13 protein-coding genes and 1 pseudogene are annotated in these 22,452 nt (G+C 54.2%); 10 read left to right on the top strand and 4 right to left on the bottom strand.

Annotated elements, in window-relative coordinates:
- From ACFE8Q_RS08130 to ACFE8Q_RS08090, 9 genes and pseudogenes are all read left to right on the top strand, one after another.
- Positions 1-783 carry a 3-ketoacyl-ACP reductase gene (locus ACFE8Q_RS08130; protein WP_375444870.1) on the top strand — a complete coding sequence of 261 codons (783 nt, stop codon included), beginning with the start codon at positions 1-3 and terminating at the stop codon, positions 781-783.
- Between the two features lie 117 nt (positions 784-900).
- Positions 901-2,202, top strand: a complete 1,302-nt coding sequence (locus tag ACFE8Q_RS08125) for a Gfo/Idh/MocA family protein (RefSeq protein ID WP_375444869.1) — start codon at positions 901-903, stop codon at positions 2,200-2,202.
- 134 nt (positions 2,203-2,336) lie between these two features.
- Positions 2,337-3,569 (top strand): MFS transporter, encoded by a 1,233-nt coding sequence (locus tag ACFE8Q_RS08120; RefSeq protein WP_375444868.1) that lies wholly within the window; start codon positions 2,337-2,339, stop codon positions 3,567-3,569.
- A 132-nt stretch (positions 3,570-3,701) separates the two neighbouring features.
- A complete protein-coding gene (locus ACFE8Q_RS08115; RefSeq protein ID WP_375444867.1) occupies positions 3,702-4,148 on the top strand; it encodes a DsrE family protein in 447 nt (148 codons plus the stop codon).
- A 33-nt stretch (positions 4,149-4,181) separates the two neighbouring features.
- The gene (locus ACFE8Q_RS08110; protein WP_375444866.1) at positions 4,182-4,355 is read left to right on the top strand and encodes a DUF1059 domain-containing protein; all 174 of its coding nucleotides are present in this window, start codon (positions 4,182-4,184) and stop codon (positions 4,353-4,355) included.
- Positions 4,356-4,532: 177 nt separating this feature from the next.
- A pseudogene (locus ACFE8Q_RS08105) lies at positions 4,533-4,712 on the top strand (DUF4242 domain-containing protein); the annotation flags it as partial.
- A gap of 171 nt (positions 4,713-4,883) precedes the next feature.
- Positions 4,884-6,476, top strand: a complete 1,593-nt coding sequence (locus ACFE8Q_RS08100) for an amidase (protein ID WP_375444865.1) — start codon at positions 4,884-4,886, stop codon at positions 6,474-6,476.
- 101 nt (positions 6,477-6,577) lie between these two features.
- Positions 6,578-8,770, top strand: coding sequence for a penicillin acylase family protein (locus tag ACFE8Q_RS08095; RefSeq protein WP_375445152.1), 2,193 nt, complete (start codon positions 6,578-6,580; stop codon positions 8,768-8,770).
- Between the two features lie 174 nt (positions 8,771-8,944).
- Positions 8,945-9,328 carry an iron chaperone gene (locus ACFE8Q_RS08090; RefSeq protein WP_375444864.1) on the top strand — a complete coding sequence of 128 codons (384 nt, stop codon included), beginning with the start codon at positions 8,945-8,947 and terminating at the stop codon, positions 9,326-9,328.
- A gap of 41 nt (positions 9,329-9,369) precedes the next feature.
- On the opposite strand, the gene ACFE8Q_RS08085 is transcribed toward ACFE8Q_RS08090, so the two are convergent.
- On the bottom strand, positions 9,370-11,559 hold the full coding sequence (locus tag ACFE8Q_RS08085; RefSeq protein WP_375444863.1) for an ice-binding family protein: 2,190 nt from the start codon (positions 11,557-11,559) through the stop codon (positions 9,370-9,372).
- Between the two features lie 895 nt (positions 11,560-12,454).
- Here ACFE8Q_RS08085 and ACFE8Q_RS08080 point away from each other — a divergent pair.
- Positions 12,455-15,004 (top strand): FdhF/YdeP family oxidoreductase, encoded by a 2,550-nt coding sequence (locus ACFE8Q_RS08080; RefSeq protein WP_375444862.1) that lies wholly within the window; start codon positions 12,455-12,457, stop codon positions 15,002-15,004.
- Between the two features lie 80 nt (positions 15,005-15,084).
- Here ACFE8Q_RS08080 and ACFE8Q_RS08075 read toward each other — a convergent pair whose 3' ends face one another.
- From ACFE8Q_RS08075 to ACFE8Q_RS08065, 3 genes are all read right to left on the bottom strand, one after another.
- Positions 15,085-17,547: a bifunctional YncE family protein/alkaline phosphatase family protein gene (locus tag ACFE8Q_RS08075; protein ID WP_375444861.1), complete on the bottom strand. Its 2,463-nt coding sequence runs from the start codon at positions 17,545-17,547 to the stop codon at positions 15,085-15,087.
- A 124-nt stretch (positions 17,548-17,671) separates the two neighbouring features.
- The gene (locus tag ACFE8Q_RS08070) at positions 17,672-19,156 is read right to left on the bottom strand and encodes a SusD/RagB family nutrient-binding outer membrane lipoprotein (protein ID WP_375444860.1); all 1,485 of its coding nucleotides are present in this window, start codon (positions 19,154-19,156) and stop codon (positions 17,672-17,674) included.
- Positions 19,157-19,233: 77 nt separating this feature from the next.
- Entirely contained in the window at positions 19,234-22,401 is a 3,168-nt protein-coding gene (locus ACFE8Q_RS08065) for a SusC/RagA family TonB-linked outer membrane protein (RefSeq protein WP_375444859.1), read from the bottom strand.
- Positions 22,402-22,452 lie beyond the last annotated feature (51 nt).

Raw genomic sequence — 22,452 nt, 5'->3', positions numbered from 1 at the left:
ATGAATGAACGTACCCAGCCAGTGGCTTTCATCACGGGCAGTAGCCGCGGAATCGGGTTGGGTATTGCCGAACACCTCGCCAAAAAAGGGTTTGATCTGGCCATCAATGGCATCCGGGACGAATCGGTCGTCATGGATGTGCTGGGTACGTTGCGGGTGCATGGAGGCGAGGTTATTTACTGCCAGGGAAGCGTTGCCGACGCCAACGACCGGCAGGCTATGCTCGCTAAAATCAGGGGGCATTTCGGGCGGCTGAATCTGCTGGTCAATAATGCGGGCGTAGCACCGCAGGTACGTGCCGATATACTGGAAGCCACCGAAGAAAGCTTCGATCGGCTGCTGAACACGAACCTGAAAGGTGCTTATTTTCTGACTCAGGCCGTGGCGAACTGGATGATTGAACAAAAAAAAGAACAGGCTGATTTTCAGGCGAGTATTATCACGGTGTCGTCTATTTCGGCCACGGTCGCCTCGGTGAATCGGGGCGATTACTGCATCTCGAAAGCCGGGTTGAGCATGGCAACGCAGTTGTTTGCGGTGCGGCTTGGGGAGTTCGGTATTCCGGTGTATGAAGTCCGGCCGGGGATTATCAAAACAGACATGACGGCGGGTGTATCGGCCAAATACGACGCCCTCATCGCCGACGGCCTGACGGTTCAACCCCGCTGGGGGCTACCCGACGATGTGGGCCGGGCCGTTGCTGCCATTGCCGAAGGTGGTTTCCTGTACTCGACCGGGCAGATATTCATGGTCGACGGCGGGCTCACACTGGCGCGATTGTAAAATTTAGCCGTTGGTACAGAGTAGTTTAAGGTCGATTTTTCTATTACGTATGGTGAGTTGCCTGGCCAGGCAACACGCCTGTTTACGCGTCTATTCCTAACAAAAATACTTTCAATTATGAAAAACGATTCTTTCTCCCGGCGTCGGTTTATCCAGACTGCGGCGGCTGGCACGGCTGTGCTGGGGTTGCCAACGATCATTCCGAGCAGTGCGTTTGGTGCCAATGATCGACTCCGTATAGCGGTCATCGGCCTGAATGGGCGCGGCAAAGACCATATTTCTGGTTTCTCGAAACTATATAACGTAGAAGTCGCCACCCTCTGCGATGTCGATGACGTGGTGCTTCGGAAATCGGCCTCGGAGTTTGAGGAGAAGTACAAAAAGAAGGTGAAAATGGAGCAGGACCTGCGGAAGGTCTATGACGACAAAGATATCGACGCCGTGAGTATCGCCACGCCCAATCACTGGCACGCGCTGGCCGCCATCTGGGCTTGTCAGGCCGGGAAAGACGTGTACGTGGAGAAACCGGGTTGCCATAACCTGTTCGAGGGCCGCAAGCTGATCGAAGCCGCCGCCAAGTACAACCGGATTGTGCAGCACGGTGTGCAGTTGCGCAGTTCGGTGGCGATTCAGGAGGCCATCAAGCACCTGCGCGACGGGCTGATCGGCAAGGTATACATGGCCCGTGGCACTGTCTATAAATGGCGGGCCGACATTGGCAATCTGGGCAATTCGCCCGTGCCCGAAGGGCTGAACTGGGATCTGTGGCAAGGTCCGGCGCAGGCGCGTGAGTTCAGCAAAAACTACGTACACTACAACTGGCACTGGTTCTGGGACTACGGCAACGGCGATATTGGTAACCAAGGTATTCACGAAACCGACCTCTGCATGTGGGGTCTGGACGTTGGCTTACCCGAAAAAATCACGTCGGCGGGCGGTAAATTCCTCTGGAACGATTGCAAGGAAACGCCCGAGGTATTGACGTCGACCTACCACTACCCAAAGCAGGGTAAGATCATCGAGTTTGAGGTACGTCCCTGGATGACCAACAAGGAAGACGGCGTTGAAGTTGGCAATATTTTCTACGGCGACAAGGGCTACATGGTCATCAACGGCTATAACGATTACAAGACGTACCTGGGCCGTAACCGAGAGCCCGGCCCCGCACGCAATGCGGGTGGCGATCACTACAAAAACTTCGCCGATGCGGCGCGGGCCAGAGACAAAAAGATGCTGAACGGACCCGTCGAAACGGCGCACCTGGCCTCGTCGCTGGCTCACCTCGGCAACATCGCCTACCGCCTGGGCCGAACGCTCGATTTCGATCCACAGAAGGAAATGTTCATCGGCGATAAGCAGGCCAATGCTATGCTTACCCGCAAATACAGAGCACCTTACGTCATTCCAACAAACGTGTAAGTTGATCAACTGTCATTCATTGTTATTACGCTTCGCTGTCATTAAGTGGTCATTCCTTGGCGCTGACTAAACAAACAAGGACTCTTAACGACAGCGAAGCATAATGACGCGCAGCAAATGACCTACTAATGACCATGATTTCAACACCTCCTTCGTCGCGTCAGTATCTATTTCAGCTTCCTGTTCTGGTGGCCGCACTGGGCTATTTTGTCGATATGTACGACATCTTTCTCTTTAGCGTGGTAAGGGTGCCTAGTCTGAAGGCGTTGGGCGTAACGGGCGATGACCTGCTGCATGAAGGCGTTTTTTTGCTCGATATGCAACTGTCGGGCCTCGTCATTGGGGGCGTATTGTGGGGCGTTTTGGGCGATAAACGAGGCCGATTATCGGTATTGTTTGGCTCGATTTTGCTGTACTCGGTCGCCAACATTGCCAACGGCCTGGTTGAGAACCTGACGCAATATGCGGTTTTGCGCTTCATTGCCGGGGTTGGGCTGGCGGGCGAACTGGGCGCGGGCATCACGCTGGTGGCCGAAATCCTGCCCAAGCAACTGCGCAGCTATGGCTCAATTCTGGTGGCTACGATGGGCGTTCTGGGGGCTATCACCGCCTATTTCGTAGCTGATCTATTCGCCTGGCGCATGTCATACTACGTCGGTGGAGGACTAGGCCTTCTGTTGCTTGTGTTGCGGGTGAACGTGTTCGAGTCGGGGCTATACGAAAAGCTCAAAATGCAGTCTGTTCAGCGGGGTAATTTTCTCCAATTATTCACCAACCCAAAAAGCCTGCGCAAGTACATTCTAGCCATTCTGATGGGCATACCGTTGTGGTTTGTGGTCGGCATCCTGATCACGTTTTCACCCGAATTTGGTCGGCATGCCGGTTTGGTTGAACCGATTGTGGCTGGCAAAGCGGTGATGCTTGCCTTTGCTGGTCAGTCGGTGGGCGACATTGTAAGTGGTTTGCTTAGTCAGCGGTTGCAGAGCCGAAAAAAAGCGATTCGCGTGTTCATCCTGCTGTCGTTTGCCATGATGCTGGTTTACCTGCTGGTCCCAATTCACGGCACCAGCCAATTCTACTTTTTCTGCGTCTGCCTGGGCTTTTGCAACGGCTACTGGACACTCTTTATCGTACTGGCCGCCGAACTCTTCGGCACCAACCTGCGCGCAACGGTAGCCACGTCGGTCCCGAATTTTGTACGGGGCGCTACCGTACCGCTCACCTGGCTGTTCGTGAACCTGAAACCGTCGCTCGGCTTAACGTATGGCCCGCTGCTCATCGGTGGCGTTGTGGTGCTGTTTTCCCTGTTTGCCCTGCATTTTTTGGAGGAGACATTCCTGAAAGACATGAACTATGTAGAGGAGTAGCCCGTGTATTTGCCACTTAATAAAGGAGTTCGTTTGTATTGGTTAGGAACGTGTACTTTGGTCTGATAATCTGCAAGTTGGGTGTATTCTTACTATCAGACTGTCTCGCTATACTAAACTACCTGCCTAACAATGAAACGGAGGCTCACCGCTGCTTTACTGATTACCATCTTCACTGCTGTCACCACGTATGGTCAGAGTGGTACTGACGTCAAAAAAATGAAAATGCTGATCCACATCACGTGTGGCCCCAATGATCCTACCCGTGCCGCACTGGGCTTTCTGGTGGCCAAAACAGCCCTGGCCGAAGGGCATACCGTCTCTCTTTTTCTGGCTGGAGATGCCGTCACCTTGCTTCGTGACGGAGAATTAAACAAAGTAGAAGGCCTCGGTACGGGTAAAATCCGCGAGCATTATGAGGCCATCATAAAAGCAGGCGGGCGATTTTACATGTCGGCCATGTCGTCTAAAGCGAGGGGCGTAACGGAGGCTGATCTACAGGGGAAATCGGCTGAATTTGCTCCGCCCACTACATTGGTCCGGCTGGCAGCCGAAAGCGACCGGATGTTCACATACTGATTTATTACCAACTCATCTAAACCATAAGTAACCATGAAAACGCTTAACTGCCGCGATGCGGGTTTCGATTGCGATGCCAAAATCCAGGCCGATACCGATGACGAAATTCTGGCACTGGCCGCTGACCACGCCAGCACCGTACATGGGGTGACAGTAACCCCCGAACTAGCGGCAGGGCTGACTTCACTGATCCACGAGGAAGCGTAAAAAACGGACCAAGTGGAGGCTTTCAACCACAAAAAAAGGGCGGAACCGAAAAGCCAAGCGAGTAGGAAGCCCTAAAAAGGCCCCATGCCTAAATATGTCATCGAACGGGAGATTCCCGGTGCCGGTAAGTTATCGGCCGAACAACTGAACGGTATTTCATAAACTTCGTGTGGCGTACTCACTACAATGGGGCCGCAAATTCAATGGTTGCAGAGTTACGTAACAGGCGACAAAATTTACTGCGTGTACATTGCTCCCAATGAAGAAATGGTTCGTGAGCATGCTAGTCAGGGCGGATTTCCTGCTAATTCTGTCAGTGAGGTAGCGGCTATTATTGACCCAACAACGGCCGAGTAGACATACAGGGCGATGAACAGGATGATGCACTATTTTCAGCATAGTGTAGAATTTATTCGGTCAATCAGGCGAAAGACGAAATAAACAAAGGCCGTAACCCGCCTGATTCGTTAATTTCTGAGAGGAAAGGCTATTTTTACCACACGACTCCATCGGTTGGCCCGACTCTTTATGCACTTTATTGCCCGTCTGCTTCATTGCCCATATTCCTTTTTATTTCTTCTGGGCGTCCACCTGCTCGGTGGTGCGCCCGTCTTGGCTCAGGCATCGGCAAAAAGCCCATCTCCCAACAAATTTGAACTGGTCGAAACAACGATCAGTTCGATTCACGGTGCTTTTCGGAACGGATCGCTGACGAGCGAACAACTGGTGAAGGCGTATCTGGACCGCATTCAGGCCTATGACCAGCCCACCAAACTGAACTCGATCATTCTTGTTAACCCGGAAGCCATCGCTACGGCCCGCGCATTGGATGCTGAATTTCGGAAAACCGGTAAGCTGCGCCCACTGCACGGTATTCCGGTGATTGTGAAAGATAATTTCAACACGAAGGGCCTGCAAACGACCGGTGGTTCTGTTGCGCTGAAAGGCTTTGTGCCTTCCGAAGATGCGTATCAGGTGCAGAAGCTGCGCGAGGCAGGGGCCATTGTGCTGGCCAAATCAAACATGGCCGAATGGGCTTTCACGCCCATGCATTCGCAGAGTTCAATGGCGGGCGAGACGCTGAACCCGTATAACCTGGCCTACGTACCTGCCGGGTCGAGTGGCGGAACGGCGGCGGCAGTAGCGGCTAATCTGGGCACCGTTGGGCTGGGTTCTGATACGGGCAACTCCATTCGCGGACCGGCATCGCACAACGCGCTGGTGGGTTTTCGTACCTCGCTGGGGCTGGTGAGCCGCTACGGAATTATTCCGCTGTATAGCCGCAACGACGTTGGCGGGCCAATGTGCCGTACGATCGAGGATGCGGTGCGGTTGCTCGACGTTACGGCGGGCTATGACCCCAACGATCCGATCACCAAACACAGTCAGGGGAACGTACCTGAAACCTACAGCCGGTTCCTGAAAAAAGACGGGCTGAAAGGCGCGCGAATCGGCGTGATGCGCCAACTGGTCGACAAAAATATTCACCCGGAGATCAAACAGCTTTTCGACAGGGCGATCGCCGATATGACGTCGGCCGGTGCGACGGTCGTCGACGTGACGATTCCCAATTTCGATTCCCTGCGCGCCAATCAATGGTGCGCTGAATTCAGGACCGACGTGGAGACGTACCTGCGGACATTCGTGAAGCGGGATACGCTCAAAACGCTGGAAGATATTATTCGCGTGGGTGGCTTTTCCGACCTTGTACGCGACCGTCTGATTTCCCAGCAGACGCATTCAGGTCGGCCTGTTCATCCCGAGATTCCGTGTGGTGATGCGTTCACCGACCCACTCCGCATCGCTTACCGCACCGCCGTTGAAGCTGAAATGAACCGGCTCAACGTCGACGCCCTGATTTACCCGAGCTGGAATTACCCGCCCGCCCTGGTTGGTGATGCCAAAGGCTACAAAGGCGATAACAGCCAGCTCATTGCGCCTGCTACGGGCCTGCCTGCGTTCACCATTCCGATGGGTTACACAACCGGCGACCTGCCCGCTGGCATCCAGTTTCTGGGCCGACTCTTCGCCGAACCAACGCTTATCCGACTGACCTACAGCTACGAACAGGCCACGCATCATCGCATGGCACCTAAACGATTCGTGGCGCTCGGTCAGTAGTTTTTCAGGTGCGTGGCTACCGGCAACATACCTGTGTATGGTGCACATTATCAACAGTTTACCATAACTACCCTTCAATGAATTGCTCTACAACGCGGTCGATGCGCTTAGTGATAGGCGTCCTTATTTTCTTGAGTTCAGCCACTGTAAACGGGCAGGCGTTTACTAAGATCGACGTTGCCCGCTGGCAGCAAAGGGCCAAACAGGTGACCATTACCCGCGATACCTGGGGCGTACCGCATATCTACGGAAAGACGGATGCTGACGTCGTATTTGGCCTGATGTTTACGCAGTGTGAAGACGATTTCGGGCGGGTGGAAGAAAACTACATCACCTCGATTGGGCGGCTGGCAGAGATAGAAGGTGAGTCGGCCCTGTACCACGACCTGCGGGCGCGGCTATTTATGGATTCTACCCAGGCGGCGGCGATCTACAAAAAAAGCCCCGTCTGGATGAAGCAACTGCTGGACGCCTTTGCCGACGGGATGAATTACTACCTCTTCACCCACCCGACGGTCAAGCCTAAATTGCTGACTCGTTTTCAGCCCTGGATGCCGTTGATGTTCAGCGAAGGTAGCATTGGCGGGAATATCAGCGTAGTATCGACCGAGCGGCTCAAGGCCTTTTACGAGCAGCGAAAATCGACCTCGTTGAACATCAATGTCGATCATTACGAACGTGAATCCATTGGGTCGAACGGGTTTGCCATTGCCCCGTCGAAGAGTGCTACCAAAAATGCGCTATTGCTGATCAATCCGCATACGTCGTTCTATTTCCGGTCGGAGGTGCACATGGTCAGTCAGGCGGGGCTGAATGCGTATGGAGCCGTAACCTGGGGGCAATTCTTTGTGTATCAGGGCTTCAACGAAAATTGCGGCTGGATGCATACCTCCAGCTACGCCGATTCGATGGACGAGTATCTGGAAACCATCGAGAAAAAAGGCAACGACCTGTTCTACAAATACGGCACGGCGCTCAAGCCGGTCAGGACGCAAAAAGTGCGGTTGCCGTATAAGTCGGGCAGTGGGATTCAGTACAAGGAGTTTACGATGTACTTCACGCAGCACGGCCCCGTTGCCGGTGAAAAAGACGGGAAATGGATCGCGATTGACATGATGAACACGCCGCTGAATGCCCTCTCACAGTCGTATCTGCGCACGAAAGCGACAGATTACGCCAGTTACAAAGAGGTGATGAAGCTGAACGGCAACGCATCGAACAATACCGTTTTTGCTGACCGGAACGGGACGATCGCGTATTGGCACGGCAATTTCATGCCCCGGCGCGACCCTAAATTCAACTGGGATCAGCCCGTCGATGGCAGCAACCCGGAGACAGAATGGAAAGGGCTGCATCCAATCGAAGACATTGTGCAGGTACGTAACCCGGCCGTTGGCTGGATTCAGAACTGCAACGCCACACCATTTACCGTATCGGGTAGCAGTAGCCCCGACCCCAAAAAATACCCTGCCTACATGGCCCCCGACGCCGAAAATTACCGGGGCATCAACGCCGTGCAGGTATTGAGCCGTAAATCGATCTTCACGCTCGACACCCTGATTGCGGCGGCCAACGATCCGCATCTGGCTGCTTTCGACGACCTGTTGCCGCCTCTGCTGTCGGCCTACCAAACTGTTTCCGGTGAGGCCGCCAATCAGTCGAAAGACCTGGCCGAGGCCGTTCAACTCCTGAAAGACTGGGATAAAGCGTACGGAAAAGCATCGGTTGCCCAGACACTGGCCATTATGTGGGGCGAAAAAATTCAGCGCCTGGCCCGTAGCCGGGCATCAGGCGATCAGCGAACCGATAACCTGAATCTCGCCGCCTTAACCATCAACAGCACAACACCACAAGAAAAAGTGACCGCGCTAGCCGACGTACTGAACGACCTGACCCGCGACTTTGGAACCTGGAAAATGCCCTGGGGCGAGATCAACCGGTACCAGCGGTTGACGGGCAAGACGCAGGAAACCTACGCCGATAACCAGCCGAGCATTCCCGTTGGCTTCACCTCGTCGGCCTGGGGTTCGCTGGCGGCGTTTGCGGCCCGAACGTACCCAGGCACGAAAAAGCGATATGGCAGCGTGGGCAACAGTTTCGTAGCCGTGGTGGAGTTTGGCAAACGGGTAAAGGCCCGCTCGGTGGTAACGGGTGGACAAAGCAGCAGACCCGGCGAAACGCACTTCACCGACCAGGCACCGCTCTACTGCGAAGGGAAATTCAAAGACGTGTTATTCTATCCTGAAGACATCCAAAAACACGTGGAGAAGACCTATCATCCGGGCGAAAAGTAACACGGACTGAAGTCCGTACAGGACGTGCACACCCCTATAGTAAAGCAGATGAACATAATATAAAATTACTTTGTTGCTCTAGGCCCTTCGACAGGCGTCAGCAACCTACCTCGAAAAATCATTTGAAAAACCAGGCAACCCATTAGCTTACAGCTCTTTACCGCTCCATCATTCATGAAAGCAGGCGCACCAACCCCCAAAACCATCGACGAGTACCTGTACGACTTCCCAGAGACGGTTCAATACATGCTGGAACATCTCCGGCAAGCGATCAGGGATGCGGCTCCAGAGGCGGTAGAAACGATCAGCTACCAGATGCCCGCGTTCATGCTGGCGGGAAAACTGGTTTATTTCGCCGGCTATAAAAACCACATCGGTTTCTACCCGACGCCCTCTGGCATCAGTGCTTTCAAAGACGAATTATCGGCCTATAACTGCGCCAAAGGCACGGTTCAGTTTCCGCTCGACAAACCGCTCCCTCTCGACCTGATTAGCCGCATTGTCAAGTTCAGGGTGGAAGAAAACCTGGCGAAAGCGAAAAAGAGTACGCGGGTCTGAATAAATCCGTTTCATCGCCCAATCCGCGTACCATCTAAACGTTAGCGAGTAATGGGTACGCCTTTCGTTTTCCGAACAACGAATGGTACACAGACATCTACCGGGCAGGTACAAATCGTTGGCGTCAGCACAACGGTTACGTCGGTAAAGCAACCGGCACTGTTGGTAACCCGAACCGTGTAGGCCTGCGCTGTTACCGGGTTAGTCAGTGTATTAGTAATGATTCCCGTAGCAGGAATTAGCTGCGGAGCCCCTGAGAGTGCGTTTGCGGAGTCGAAGGTGAGGCCAGCCGAGTACTGAAACGTGTATGTTGCGTTGAAACCACTCAGCCTGATTTGTCCATTGGAAAGCGCGCTGTTACTGATACAGGTTGCTGGAATGGCCACGGCCACAAAAACGGGCAGCGTATCGGCTTCCACGATGAACGGGCAGCAGGAAAAATTGGGACAGTTACTGCCAGCAGCATCAATACCCAGGCTATACGAGCCAGGTTCGCTAACGGTTAATTCGTTGGTTGTTTGGCCCACGATGAGTACGCCATCTTTAAACCAGCGATAACTGGCACTCCCCGCTGGCACAGACAACACATACTGATCACCAGGGCAAAGCTTGACGGGTACCGACGTACAAACCCGAAGCGTATCGCCGGGAATACTGGCTGTGTTATACAGAATACCCGACTGATCAACCAGCGTTTGAAAGGTCAACGTAAGGCTTTGTCCGGCACCAAGGCCTGGAATGAACCAGGTATTGGGCGTACCCGGCGTAAAGGTGGTGCCAGCCGGTACGGTGGCTGAATTGGCCACGTACGTCATGCCCGCCGATGTGGAGTCGCGCACAGTAAGGTTACTGGCCGGACCCGTTCCCGAGTTGGTTACGACAAGTGCATAGGTAAGTAACGTACCTGCTCTGGCAATCGATCGGTCGACAAACAGACCCAGCGTCAGTGTTGGCGTGAGGGCCCGGTAGCCAACGTCTACACCGGCCTTGTTCTCACCCGACGTCAGCGTCAACGGGCCGGTGATGTTGCCGGGGCTAGTCGCCGAATAGCCGGACGGTGCCGTAAAACTCAGTGAATAAGGTACGCCGGACGTCAGACCTGTAAAACTGTAGCTACCCGACGGGCCGGTCGTCGCTGAGCCAGCAACGGAACTAGTCGCATTCAATAAAGTGACCACAACGCCCGAAATGGGTGTGTCCCCCCCGTCACGAGTCCCATTTGTGTTGTTGTCGGTATAGGCGATGCCGCTGAGAGTGGCCGAAACAGGAGCCGAGGTAGTGCAGGATACGGGAGCATTGTACGTTGCCGAAGCTGAACTGCAACCCGGACCCGTAACGATAACCGTGTGAAGGCCAGTGCCCGACTGTAGCGATGGAAGGCTAAACCCAACCGACGCCTGTCCGCTCGTAACGGCTACGGTGGTTGTACTGCTTCCGTCGGAAATGGTCAACGTACCTGCCACTGCTGCCGTGAGCGAGACGCTCCCCGTGAGCGTGTACAAATTAGTAGCGGTGTTGCAGGTAGCGCCCGATGTGATTGCCACGGCCATTGTCTGGGCATAGGCCGTCACGATATTATCGCTGATCGAAATTGCCCCGGCGATAGACAGCCCCCGACCTTCGAGCGTTGCTCCCGATGCCAGACTGATCGCTCCGTTGGCCAGAATAGTGCCTCTGAAAAAAGAGTTCGTCCCCAGGTCGACAGCCCCGTTGACTTGAAAAAATACGTCGTTGATGCACGCCCCGTTCGTCAGGTTGATTGCGGAACCGGCGGCGGTAGTAAGTGCGCTATTTAACTTGATGATATACGTACCTGGCCCGTTCAACGTCAACGTACCTGTCAGTGACGAAGGGGCGGCCGTGGTTTGGCAATAGACGCCTGCCGTAAGTACCTGGCCGTTACCTAAAATCGGGCTGATCAGCGTGCCGCAGGCCACAGACGTCAATGAGTTGTAAGCTGTGGTTACATCAGTGGCTGCCTGAGTTGCCTGTGTGCTACCCGGCAACCGCGTTTGCCCAATGAGTGTACCAGGCGGAAAGGCGTTAAACGCGCCTACACTGGTGCCCACATCGCCTGTTACTACCGCCGCGCCCGTATTGTTAAACGCGCCACTTGCCGTAAACAGGGCAAATGTGGCCGTAGTACCAAGATTCGGTGCCTGCGCGAAAGCAGCGGTCGACCACGCCAGCACAAGAATACATAGTAGAAAAGGAAGTAATGATTTCTTCATGGCAACAAAAGTTGTAACGGAACAGACCTTTCACAGGCCGATTACAAGTCGAGTGGATACGTTGATTAACTAGGTTGACAAAATGAGTAGTTGAGGCATGCCCGCAGGAGAGCATGCGTAGAGAATTCCAAATAACCCTGCCTTCCTGTTTTGCAGTTGGTGGTCGTTAATTTGCAGGATGCGCTATCAGAGTAGCATTTTCTAGCTCTGGTAGCTTTTGAGTGATGGAAACCCGGTCTTTACGCGGTAGGTGGTAATCAATTGTAAAAATGCCGGGATGCTGATGTCAACAGATGTCAGTTAGAGAGCTGTTTATTCCTTTTAATCAACATGCTCTATTGGGTAGGAACAAACGGTATGCCGCATTAAACAAAAGGTAAGCCAGAGTCATTTAAGTTGAGCAAACGGTACTTATCTGGTCCGAAATAGGATATACCTATGTAAACAAGTTTATGTAATCGGTTTGCCTTTTGGCCTCTATTATTATGCCAGAGATGGTTTTGGGCTATAAAATGTTTACGAAAATCTAATAAACGTATATTGAATAAGTATAATTACTTATTGTAATTTTTCAACTGGATTGAGTAGTGAACGGGCGTAGACACGCTTACTTGCGCAACGCACCCTGGAGAGTTTGTCCTCTGAAAAGCCGCTGCCAAAGAAGGCAAAGCCACGAGATGGCTGTTACGGTTCACTGTTACTAACCAGTTTTTAACGATACGGCCGCTGGCAGACGTCAACAAAGTATAGTAATACTGGGTTTTAAGGGATGTGGTTTCATAAGTGCTCACCAGGTAGTTTGATAAGCCGATCTTCGGACGTCAACAACGTTCAGTAGTCGATACAGTTTACAGAATCAAGGTTAGTTAAGCCGCTATTGCAGCCGAAATACCTCATGGATAAGTCCCCAAAAAGCGAGAAAAAGCCTAGTAATCCGGCCGAACAGCATGTCGAGAATAAACCGATGAGCGGTGATCGACCCGGACAGGGCACAGAAATGACCAACGACCATTATGATCCACAGGGGAAACCCGACGCCGACAAGCGCAGCCCGGCAGCACCCGATAATGTGGGGGCCAAACACAGAAATCCCGTGCTGGCTCAACCGCCCGAAGCGTTTACGGGCTTGAAACTGGGTAAGCCCGCTACGGTTGCGGCCGGGGTAACGGCGGTGCTGAAATCGATGAAGTTCTCCTGGTCGGAAGCGGGCATGGGCCGGGGTACGCACGCGCTGCTGAAGCTCAACCAGAAAGACGGTTTCGACTGCTCGTCCTGTGCCTGGCCCGACCCGGATGACCACCGGTCGGTGGCTGAATTCTGCGAGAACGGGGCCAAAGCAACCGCCTCCGACGCCGATACCCGCCGCGCCGACCCCGATTTTTTTGCCAAACACAGTCTAGTCGATCTGTCGCGGATGACCGACCGTGACCTGAACAATGCGGGCCGGTTGACGCACCCGATGGTGCTTCGTCCCGGTGCTACGCACTACACACAGATCAATTGGCCCGAGGCGTTTCAGGTGGTGGCCGATGAACTGAACGCGCTGCCATCGCCCGACGGAGCGATCTTCTATACGTCGGGTAAAGTACCCAACGAACCGGCTTATCTGTATCAGCTTTTCGTGCGGGAGTTTGGCACCAATAACCTGCCCGATTGCTCGAACATGTGCCACGAAAGCAGCGGATCGGCGCTTAGCCCAACGCTGGGTCTTGGCAAAGGATCGGTGACGCTTAATGACGTACACGAGGCCGAAGTGATCCTGATTATGGGCCAGAATCCGGGGACGAATCACCCGCGCATGTTGACGGCACTACAGATTGCCAAACGGAACGGCGCGAAGATCATCGCCATAAATCCGCTGCACGAAACCGGGCTTAGTCACTTCAAAAATCCGCAGGATTTCATGAACCCGATCAAGGCCGTAGGTACGTTGCTGAGTGCGGGCACACCCATTGCCGATCTGCATTTGCAGGTGAAAATCAACGGTGATATGGCGGTGCTCCGGGGCATCATGAAACACCTGATCCGGGCCGAAGAACTAAATCCGGGGATGGTGATCGACCATGCGTTCATCAAGGAATACACGACCAAATACGATGAGTTTCTGCAAACGATCAAACAGACCAGTTGGGAAGACATTGAGGAGATGAGCGGCCTCACACGTGGGCAATTGCTCGAAGCCGCCAACCTGATTGCGCCTAAACAAAAGATCGTCACCTGCTGGGCAATGGGCCTCACGCAGCAGAAAAACGGCGTAATGAGCATTCAGGAGATCGTGAATCTGCACCTGATGAAAGGGGCGGTCGGTAAACCCGGCGCAGGTACGTGCCCCGTGCGCGGGCATTCGAACGTGCAGGGCGACCGGACAATGGGCATTTGGGAACGGCCACACAAGGAGTTTCTGGATGCGCTTCAGCAGGAATACGGTTTTGACCCTCCCCGCGAGCACGGGCACGATACGGTTGAGTCGATCAAGGCCATGCACGAAGGGAAAACAAAGGTGTTTGTTAGCCTCGGCGGCAATTTCCTGTCGGCGTCGCCAGATACTGAATTTGTGGCCGAAGCCCTCCGCAAACAAAACCTGACGGTGTTTGTGAGCACCAAACTGAATCGGGGCCACCTGGTTACCGGCAAAACGTCGCTGATCTTACCCTGTCTTACGCATGTTGACATCGACATGCAGAAGTCGGGTCAGCAGTTTACGTCCTGCGAGAATTCGATGGGGGTTGTGAGCCAGAGCAAAGGCGTGTTGCCGCCGCTGGAGGGCGAAATGCTGAGCGAAGTCGCCATTATTTCGGGCATTGCCATCACCACGCTCGGCGACAAATCGAAGGTCGACTGGGTGGGCTACACCGAAAACTACGACCGTATCCGTGACGCCGTTTCCCGCGTGATTCCGGGCTTCGACAAGTTTAACGAGAAGATCAGGATGCCGGGTGGTTTCTACCTGCCAAACGGCCCGCGCGAACGGAATTTTACCACCGAAAACGGCAAGGCTAATTTTACGGTGACCGACATGGTAAAACACGACATCGAGCCCGACCAACTGGTGATGATGTCGATTCGGAGCCACGACCAGTTCAACACCACAATCTATGACTACAACGACCGGTATCGGGGTGTGTATGGCGAGCGGCGGGTTATTTTCATGCATGCCGACGACATGAAAGAGCGTGGTATTCGGGAGCGCCAACTGGTCAACATCACCAGTCATTTCGAGGGTCAGCAACGGAAACTGGAACGGTTTATTGCTATTCCATACAACATCCCGAAAGGCAATACCGCGGCGTATTACCCCGAAGTAAACCCGCTTGTGCCGGTGGCGAGTGTAGCCTACATCAGCAACACCCCAACCTCGAAGTTCATCGTCGTTACCGTAGAACCCGTTGCCGAGGTGTTACCCGAAGGCAAAACCGAAGCCGTACCGCTTGAGTTGGCGGCGTAGGGTGCCGCGTACAACAGTACAGCGTCTGTTCTTAGCTATTGCGTTAGAAACAGCTAAGAACAGACGCTGTAAACGGCGAGTTAATCGTCGTCTTTTCTAGCCATCACCCGCACAAAAGCGCTTCTGCGTGGAGCGGGCACTACCGCTTCTTCGCCCCGGATGCCTTTCCATAGAATTTCATTGAACAGCTTGTTGTCAATCCGGTCTACGTCGGTGAAGTCAAGGCCTTCCGATTTGCGGGCACTGGGTGTATAGGCCGTGTTATGCGCGTCGAGGTCGATGTTGGCGGGCAGGGCTTTGTAGGGTGTTTTGTCGGGCTGGGTCGTAAAGCTCCTGAACATGGGCGTAGCACCCGCGTCGTACTGACTCATCGGCGGCAACCCCAGGATCAATTCCATCGTACGCAACATACCCGACGTTGAATAGAGCGTGTGGTCTACGAAATGCCGCTTTACGTGCGGGCCAACGACCAGCGCATTGGAGCGGTGTGCATCAACATGGTCGGGGCCGTTCTGGGCGTCGTCTTCCAGCACAAAAATCGCCGACTCGTTCCAGATCGGGCTTTGGCTGATGTGCTCAACCAGCATACCAACGGCCAAATCGTTATCCGCCACGCAGGCCATCGGGGTCATTTGCCCCACCGCCAGTCCGTGGGTGTGGTCGTTACCCAACCGGATCGTGCTGAACTGCGGTATCGCCTTCGCTACCAGCAGCGAATCGAAATCGTGCATCCACTGGTTCACCCGCGTGGTGTCTTTGGTTTTGTTGACGTAGAAGGTCGTGAAGTTTTTACACACGTGCTGCTCATCCAGCGCCGGAATGTTGCCTTTGTCTTTATCGACAAATACGCCGTAGCTGCGGTAGCTGACGCCCTGACGCTTACAGAAATCCCAGATGAAACCATCTTTATCGTTGGCAATGGCCCGGCGTCCCATCCCTTCGGTAACGCCCCCACGACGGCTGTAGCCCGCCACCCAGGTTTTCTCCAGGTAGTCGTTGGCGTGGGCAGCCATGCTCCAGTTATGGCCATCGGCACTCACTTCGGCGTCGACATAAAAATTATCGAGCAGCACATAGTCGCGGGCCAGTTTGTGCTGATTGGGCGTGATTTTTTCGCCAAACAGACAGAGCGTCGAGTCGCCGTTGCCTTCTTTTATATCGCCAAAGACCTGATCGTAGGTGCGGTTTTCTTTCAGCACGTAGAACACGTACCTGATCGGGCTTTTGTCGCCCACCTTCATCGGTATCGGGTTGCCCGGTTCGCCCTCGGCGTTGAGTTCGGTGGCTTTCCGGTACGGCGTGTTTTTATAGACTTTCTGCGAATACAGGCTCAGGGCCGCTTCGGTCGGCTCGTCGACGATGCTTACCGTACCTTTCATCAGGCCGCCGATGTACTGCAACCGGCTGTTGGGTGCTTCGCCGATATGGGTTTCCGAGCGCACATTGACCGAAACAGGCTGCGGACCCAGCGGGTTGGCAAATGAGGTGAAGCCTTTGCCGTTGGTGACGAAAATACGCTTCCCCACCATCCGTACGTTCGTGGGAAACCAGCCCACCGGGATAAACCCTTTCGAGACGCTTTTACCCCGCTCGCTGACGTCGAACACGGCCAGGCAATTATTATCGGCGTTGGCGATGTAGAGCGTTTTCTCTACTCCGTTACGCCCCGCCGACAGAGCCAGCCCGTTGGTGACCGAACCAACCGGCGAGTTGGGATACAGGGCCGCATCCAGCACTTCGATCACCTTGCGGGCTTTCACGTCGATCACCGACACGCTGTTATCCCCCGCGTTGGCTACGTAGAGGAGCGTACCTTTCTTATTAATAATCAACTCATTCGGATTGTACGACACCGGAATGGTAGCCAGTACTTTGCGGGCTTTGGTATCGAATACCGCCACCTTTTTGCCGCCCCAGAGCGAGATGTACAGTTCGCTTTTGTCGGGCGACAGCACGGCCGTGTAGCACTCGTGACCCAGTTGTTCCTGATGCACAATGGCTTTCGTGACCAGATCGAAAATATAGAGCGAGTTGCTTTCTTTGGTCACGACATACAGCAGGTTCCGGTCATCATCGATCTCGATACCAACGGGCGAGATTTTGACGGGCCAGGGTTTGCCCAGCATCAGGCTGTCGGTGAGCACCAGTTTCTGGTTGGCAACGGTATATTTCAGAATCTGGTTGTCGTTACCCGCCGAGGCGTAAAGCGCCTTCTCGTCGCGGCTGAACTTAAGGCCGTAAAACGATTTGGGAATCACCACACTGTGCAACACCTTTTCGCTAATTGCGTCGATGAGCTGAATGCTCTGCGTGCTCTGCCCGTTGTTGGTCACCGCCATCAGCTTTCCCGACGCCGAAACGGCCATATTGAGGGGCAGATCGCCCACTTCGAGGGAGCGACCAGCCGGGCTGAGGCTCCAGCCGTTGGGCAGCATGACCCGCCGGGCTTCAAGCGCCGCATCGAGTTGCTTCAGGTACGTTCCTTTTTTTTGCGCACTGGCGCAGAACGAAACAAGGCAGAATAGAAAAATAAGTCTGTTCATGATTGTTAATTAATAGTCATTGATGGCCATTAGTAGTCATTGGTTGTCATTAATTGTTTTGAGGGTGGCCCGTTTACAATTAATGACAACCAATGACTACTAATGGCCATCAATGACAGTTTCCTTATTTATCCCACCACACTTTCAGGACGGTATTGTCGCCTCCCATCGAGGCTACGCCGGTGGCCAGACCTTCGGGATTGAGTGATTGCAGGTACGTTGGATACGGAACCCGGTTTGGAAACTGATTTTCGGCCGGAATGCCCGCCCCGCGAGGGAGCACCGGGTAGCCCGTCCGTCGTTTTTCAAACCACATCTGGTAATCGACAAAGAAAGAGGCAATGTACTTCTGCATCATGATCTGCTCCAGTTGTTTGTCATCCGTGGCGCCCGTCGGGTAGGCTACCGTCGGCTGGGTAAGGTGGGTGGCGGGCATGGTAGCGCCCCACTGCACCATCGACGCCGTAATGCCCGCTTCGTAATGCTGCTTAGGCGTTTTGCCGGTGTTGTAGCCGCGTAAGGCCAGTTCGGCTTTGATAAATTCCGATTCGGCAAAGGGCATCATCACACCCAGTTGCGGCAGCGTTTTCAGCGCGTCGGTATAGCTTGAATTCTGCCCCACTACGTACTCTGTCGTAGTCGGGTAGCCGCTCTGAATACCCCGAAAAACCGACTGACCGCTTACGGTAACAGGAATCATCCAGATGGCCCGGCGCGGGTCATTGTCGGCGTTGAGGCGGTTCACGAAGAACTCAGCGAAATACGTGCCGTCGCGCCAGTCGAGGGTTCGGGCCTGGTAATACGGATTGAAGTAGGGGAACGTACCCGGGTAGCGGAAAATGGCGTCGTCGGCATTGGCGGTCATGGTCGGGAATTTAACCGGGTCGGCCAGGATAGCCGTAATCTGCTCTTTGGCGTTTACCTCGCCGTCGCGTTTCAGCACGCGCAGCAACAATCGGAGCCGTAGTGAATTGGTAAATTTTTTCCAGCGCTGGATGCCCACGTTCTTGCCGCTGGTCAGCGCCCCGGTCGCGTATACCTGATCACCGCCATAGGTTAGTATTTTGGTATCGTCGAAAAGGTCATTCGCCGTTTGCAGATCTTTCAGAATCTGACTGTAAATATCTTTCTGCTTATCGAAACTGGGTTTGGTGATGCCTTCCGTCGCTTTGGTGGCCTGCGAGTAGGGGATATCCCCGTACAGGTCGGTCAGTATCGAGTACGCCCAGGCTTTGTACACCAGCGCAATGGCTTTGTAGTTGTTTTCTTTCAACCCGTCGGCCAGCGTGTAAATATCTTGAATATCAGTCAGGTTGGTGTAGAGATTAGTCCAGATACCCGAGCCCGGACTGATCACGTAGCGATGCACACCACCCCCGCCCGCGCTCGACCGGGGCGCGTCTACCTGCATCAGTTCGTGGGTCAGGTTGCGGGCCGCCTGCATGGAACTGCTTACGATCCGGTACTGCATCTGACCCAGCATCACACCGGGGTTAATCTGTTGTGGCCGGTTCGGATCGGTGTTGATTTCCTTGAAATCGTTGGTACACGCCACGCTTCCCAGCCCGAACAGGACCAGGACAAGCAGGCATTTAGTGAGTTGGTTCATGGCTATATGTGTCTTCTCGAACACCAGTTGCGTCTGGCAACGCCAGTAGGGATGAGGCGTTGGCGGGCGTTATGATTTTAAAATTTGAAGGTCAGGTTGGCACCCATGGTGCGGGTCGATGGAAACTGGGTAAGCTCTACGCCGGGTGTCAGCGTGCCACTGTTGAGGTTACCGCCCTCCGGGTCGAAACCGGGGAATTTGGTGAAGTTGAACAGGTCACGTCCGAACAGTGCCACGCTCGTTTGCCGGATACCCAGTCGACCAAGCATAGTTTGAGGGAGGTTAAATTCAAGTCGCACTTCCCGGATTTTTACAAACGACGCGCTGAAAATATTTACCTCGGCATTACTGATCTGGTAGTAGTTGTCGTAGTACGAAGCCGCCGATACTTTCACCGTATTAGGCTTGTAGGATCCGTCGGGCTGAAGCACCACCCCATCGCCAATGATGCCGCCATCGCGGCCGGGCAGGGTCACGGTTGTTTTGCCGAGGGTATTGTTCTTGTGGTTCGTCTGCGAGTACATGCTGCCACCCATCTGGCCATCAATCAGCACGCTCAGCCGCAACCCGCGATACAGAAACTCGTTGAGCAGCGAGCCTTTCCAATCAGCGAAGGCATTTCCCCACTTCCTGGTCACGGGGTCGAGCGCCGCAGGCAGGCCCACCGATGAATAGATGATCTGCCCATCGGGCGACCGCTGAAATCCTTTTCCGTACAGATCACCCATCCGGCCCCCTTCGCGGGCTTCAATGGTCACGTTGCCGCTATGGCTGTAAATAACCTGATTGGTAATGCCAGGAGCCAGTTCGCGCACATAACTGCGGTTGAGCGACCAGATGGCGGTGCTGTTCCAGGTGAAGCGGGGCGTGCTGATCGGCTTACCGGTCAGTTTCACCTCCACTCCTTTGCTGTTGATTAACCCGGCATTGATGAGGGCATTCGAGTAGCCCGAGACGGGATCGAGCGGAACGGCCAGAATCTGGTTGCGGCTTCTGTTATCATACAGGGCCACATCGAGCCCAATTCGGTTCTGAAACAGACGGACGTCGAGCCCAACCTCGAAGCTCGACGTGATCTCGGGCTTCAGATCGGCGTTGAACAACGTACCTGAGTTGGTGAAGCTGTTGCCGTAGATCGAGTCGTAATACTTGGTTGTCTGATACGGCCGGGTGTCGTTGCCCACCTGCGCCCACGACCCGCGAATTTTGGCGAATGAAACCGCCTTGGGCAGGGTCAGCAGTTCATTCAGTAAAAAGCTGGTGCTCACCGAGGGATAGAAAAAGGAGTTATTCTGGAAAGGCAGCGTGCTCGACCAGTCATTACGCCCCGTTACATCCACGAATATTTTCTCATCGAGCGACAGTTGAGCAGCGGCGTACAGGCTGTTGATGGCCTTACGGGTTTTTAGCGGATCGGCCACGGCCTGGTTCAGGCTGTTGGAGATCTGGTAGATTCCCGGCTGCGACAACTGATCGGCGTAGAGACCCGCAAAATCGTAGGTCTGGCGCATGGCATTGCCCCCTCCCGACACGGTCAGTCCTATCTGCCGGGCAAACGTGTTTCGGTAGGTGAGCAAAAAGTCGGTGTTCGATTCGTAGCTGAAAACGTTCTGCTCGCGGTACATCCCCCGCGGAAATTTGGTCATGCTGAACGGCCGTTGCTGCGACCGAAATTCGAACGACATATCCAGCCCGGTACGTACCTGAAGATCGAGATTGTCGGTGATCTGGTAGTTGGCCGACACATTACCGATCAGCCCGTTCTTATTCATCTTGTTCAACATCTCATACATATCCAGATATGGATTGTCGGGGCCGGGGTTGAACGGGTTTTTCTGCTGTACGCCTTCCAGACCGGGCTGCCAGTAGGGCTTGTACCAGTTATGATCGATGTTGGGGGCGGTGCCGATAATCAGAAAATACATCAGCGACTGATTGTTGTAGCCGGTGGCGGGCAGGTTATCGCTGCGTTTGTTGGTGTAGTTGGCTTTACCACTGATTTTCAGGCGGCTCGACAGTTTCTGGCTGACCGACAACGCCGCGTTGATCCGCTCGAAGCCCGTATTGGGAATGATCCATTCGTTTTTCAGGTGGGTAAACGAAAAGCGCGCCGAGCCATTTTCGTTACCACCCTCCAGCGACAGGCTGTTGGAGAAAGTGCGGCCCGTCTGGAAAAACCCTTTGATGTAGTCGGGGTACGCCACCCACGGGGTACGTTCGGTTGGCTTCCCCAGTGGGTCGTTGGGGTTATACTGGTAGTACATTTGCCCGTTGAACTTGGGACCGAAAGCCCGGCCGGCCGCTGCCGTGGTACCAGTATTGATGCCGTCGGGGCTGTCCAGATACGAGTAATACAGGTCGGTCCGCCCTTCGCCGTATTCGTACTGGTAATCGGGCCAGCGGTTTACCTGGTCGATGCTAAAGTTGGTATTGTAGGTAACACCGATGCCTTTGTCTTTGCGTGCACCCGATTTGGTGGTGATGATGAGCGCTCCGCCCGCCGCGCGGCTGCCATACAGGGCGGTGGCACCGGCACCTTTTAGCACCGTGACCTTTTCAATATCGTCGGGGTTCAGGTCCGATACCGTCGAGCCATAATCGACCGGACTATCTGCCGATAGGTGGGAGGTATAGCCAGTGCCCGTGATGCGGCTGCTGACCGGTACCCCGTCGACTACGATCAGGGCCTGATTATTATCCAGATTAAGCGACGACTCGCCCCGAAGGGTGATGCGTGACGATCCCATTGGGCCTGCGCCCGCCCCCTGAATGTTCAGACCCGCCACTTTGCCGGTCAATGAATTGACCCAGTTGTTGGTTTTGGCATCTTTCACCGCGTTTTCACTGATTGTCGAGGCCGAATAGCCCAGCGATTTTTCTTCGCGCCGTATGCCAAGTGCCGTCACCACCACTTCATTAAGCGTCTGGTTATCGGCTTTCAGTGACAGATTAATGGTTGTTTGCCCTTTGAAGGGTACTTCCGTCGTCGTGAAGCCGATAAAGCTGAACACCAGCACATCCTGAGCCGTGAGCACTTTGGCAGGCGTCAGTGTGAAGGTACCGTCTGCGTTTGTGAGCGTCCCGACCGAGGTTCCCTTTATAACCACGTTGACCCCTGGTAACGGTTGGTTATTGTCATCGCTGACGGTCCCCTTGACTGATTGAGACTGGGCGAAACCAAGCCCTGACGACAGGAAAAAGAAAGCAAGAAGGAGCGAAAAGAAAGTAGACCTTTTAAGTGCCATAGCAGTAGCGGTTGGGTAAAACCAAGCCGAAATTACTCCGCTGCTACGCCG

The sequence above is a fragment of the uncultured Fibrella sp. genome (assembly GCF_964250085.1).
In the GTDB taxonomy this organism is placed as follows: domain Bacteria; phylum Bacteroidota; class Bacteroidia; order Cytophagales; family Spirosomataceae; genus Fibrella.
The sequence above is the reverse complement of the archived record's forward strand: the minus strand, read 5'-3'. Positions and strand labels throughout refer to the sequence as shown.

What these genes read in the sequence shown, in the direction of transcription:
- ACFE8Q_RS08110 (WP_375444866.1), top strand. Translation starts at nt 4,182, where the DNA reads ATGAAAACGCTTAACTGCCGCGATGCGGGTTTCGATTGCGATGCCAAA.
- ACFE8Q_RS08080 (WP_375444862.1), top strand. Translation starts at nt 12,455, where the DNA reads ATGGATAAGTCCCCAAAAAGCGAGAAAAAGCCTAGTAATCCGGCCGAA.
- ACFE8Q_RS08120 (WP_375444868.1), top strand. Translation starts at nt 2,337, where the DNA reads ATGATTTCAACACCTCCTTCGTCGCGTCAGTATCTATTTCAGCTTCCT.
- ACFE8Q_RS08130 (WP_375444870.1), top strand. Translation starts at nt 1, where the DNA reads ATGAATGAACGTACCCAGCCAGTGGCTTTCATCACGGGCAGTAGCCGC.
- ACFE8Q_RS08095 (WP_375445152.1), top strand. Translation starts at nt 6,578, where the DNA reads ATGCGCTTAGTGATAGGCGTCCTTATTTTCTTGAGTTCAGCCACTGTA.
- ACFE8Q_RS08100 (WP_375444865.1), top strand. Translation starts at nt 4,884, where the DNA reads ATGCACTTTATTGCCCGTCTGCTTCATTGCCCATATTCCTTTTTATTT.
- ACFE8Q_RS08075 (WP_375444861.1), bottom strand. Translation starts at nt 17,547, where the DNA reads ATGAACAGACTTATTTTTCTATTCTGCCTTGTTTCGTTCTGCGCCAGT.
- ACFE8Q_RS08090 (WP_375444864.1), top strand. Translation starts at nt 8,945, where the DNA reads ATGAAAGCAGGCGCACCAACCCCCAAAACCATCGACGAGTACCTGTAC.
- ACFE8Q_RS08070 (WP_375444860.1), bottom strand. Translation starts at nt 19,156, where the DNA reads ATGAACCAACTCACTAAATGCCTGCTTGTCCTGGTCCTGTTCGGGCTG.
- ACFE8Q_RS08065 (WP_375444859.1), bottom strand. Translation starts at nt 22,401, where the DNA reads ATGGCACTTAAAAGGTCTACTTTCTTTTCGCTCCTTCTTGCTTTCTTT.
- ACFE8Q_RS08115 (WP_375444867.1), top strand. Translation starts at nt 3,702, where the DNA reads ATGAAACGGAGGCTCACCGCTGCTTTACTGATTACCATCTTCACTGCT.
- ACFE8Q_RS08085 (WP_375444863.1), bottom strand. Translation starts at nt 11,559, where the DNA reads ATGAAGAAATCATTACTTCCTTTTCTACTATGTATTCTTGTGCTGGCG.
- ACFE8Q_RS08125 (WP_375444869.1), top strand. Translation starts at nt 901, where the DNA reads ATGAAAAACGATTCTTTCTCCCGGCGTCGGTTTATCCAGACTGCGGCG.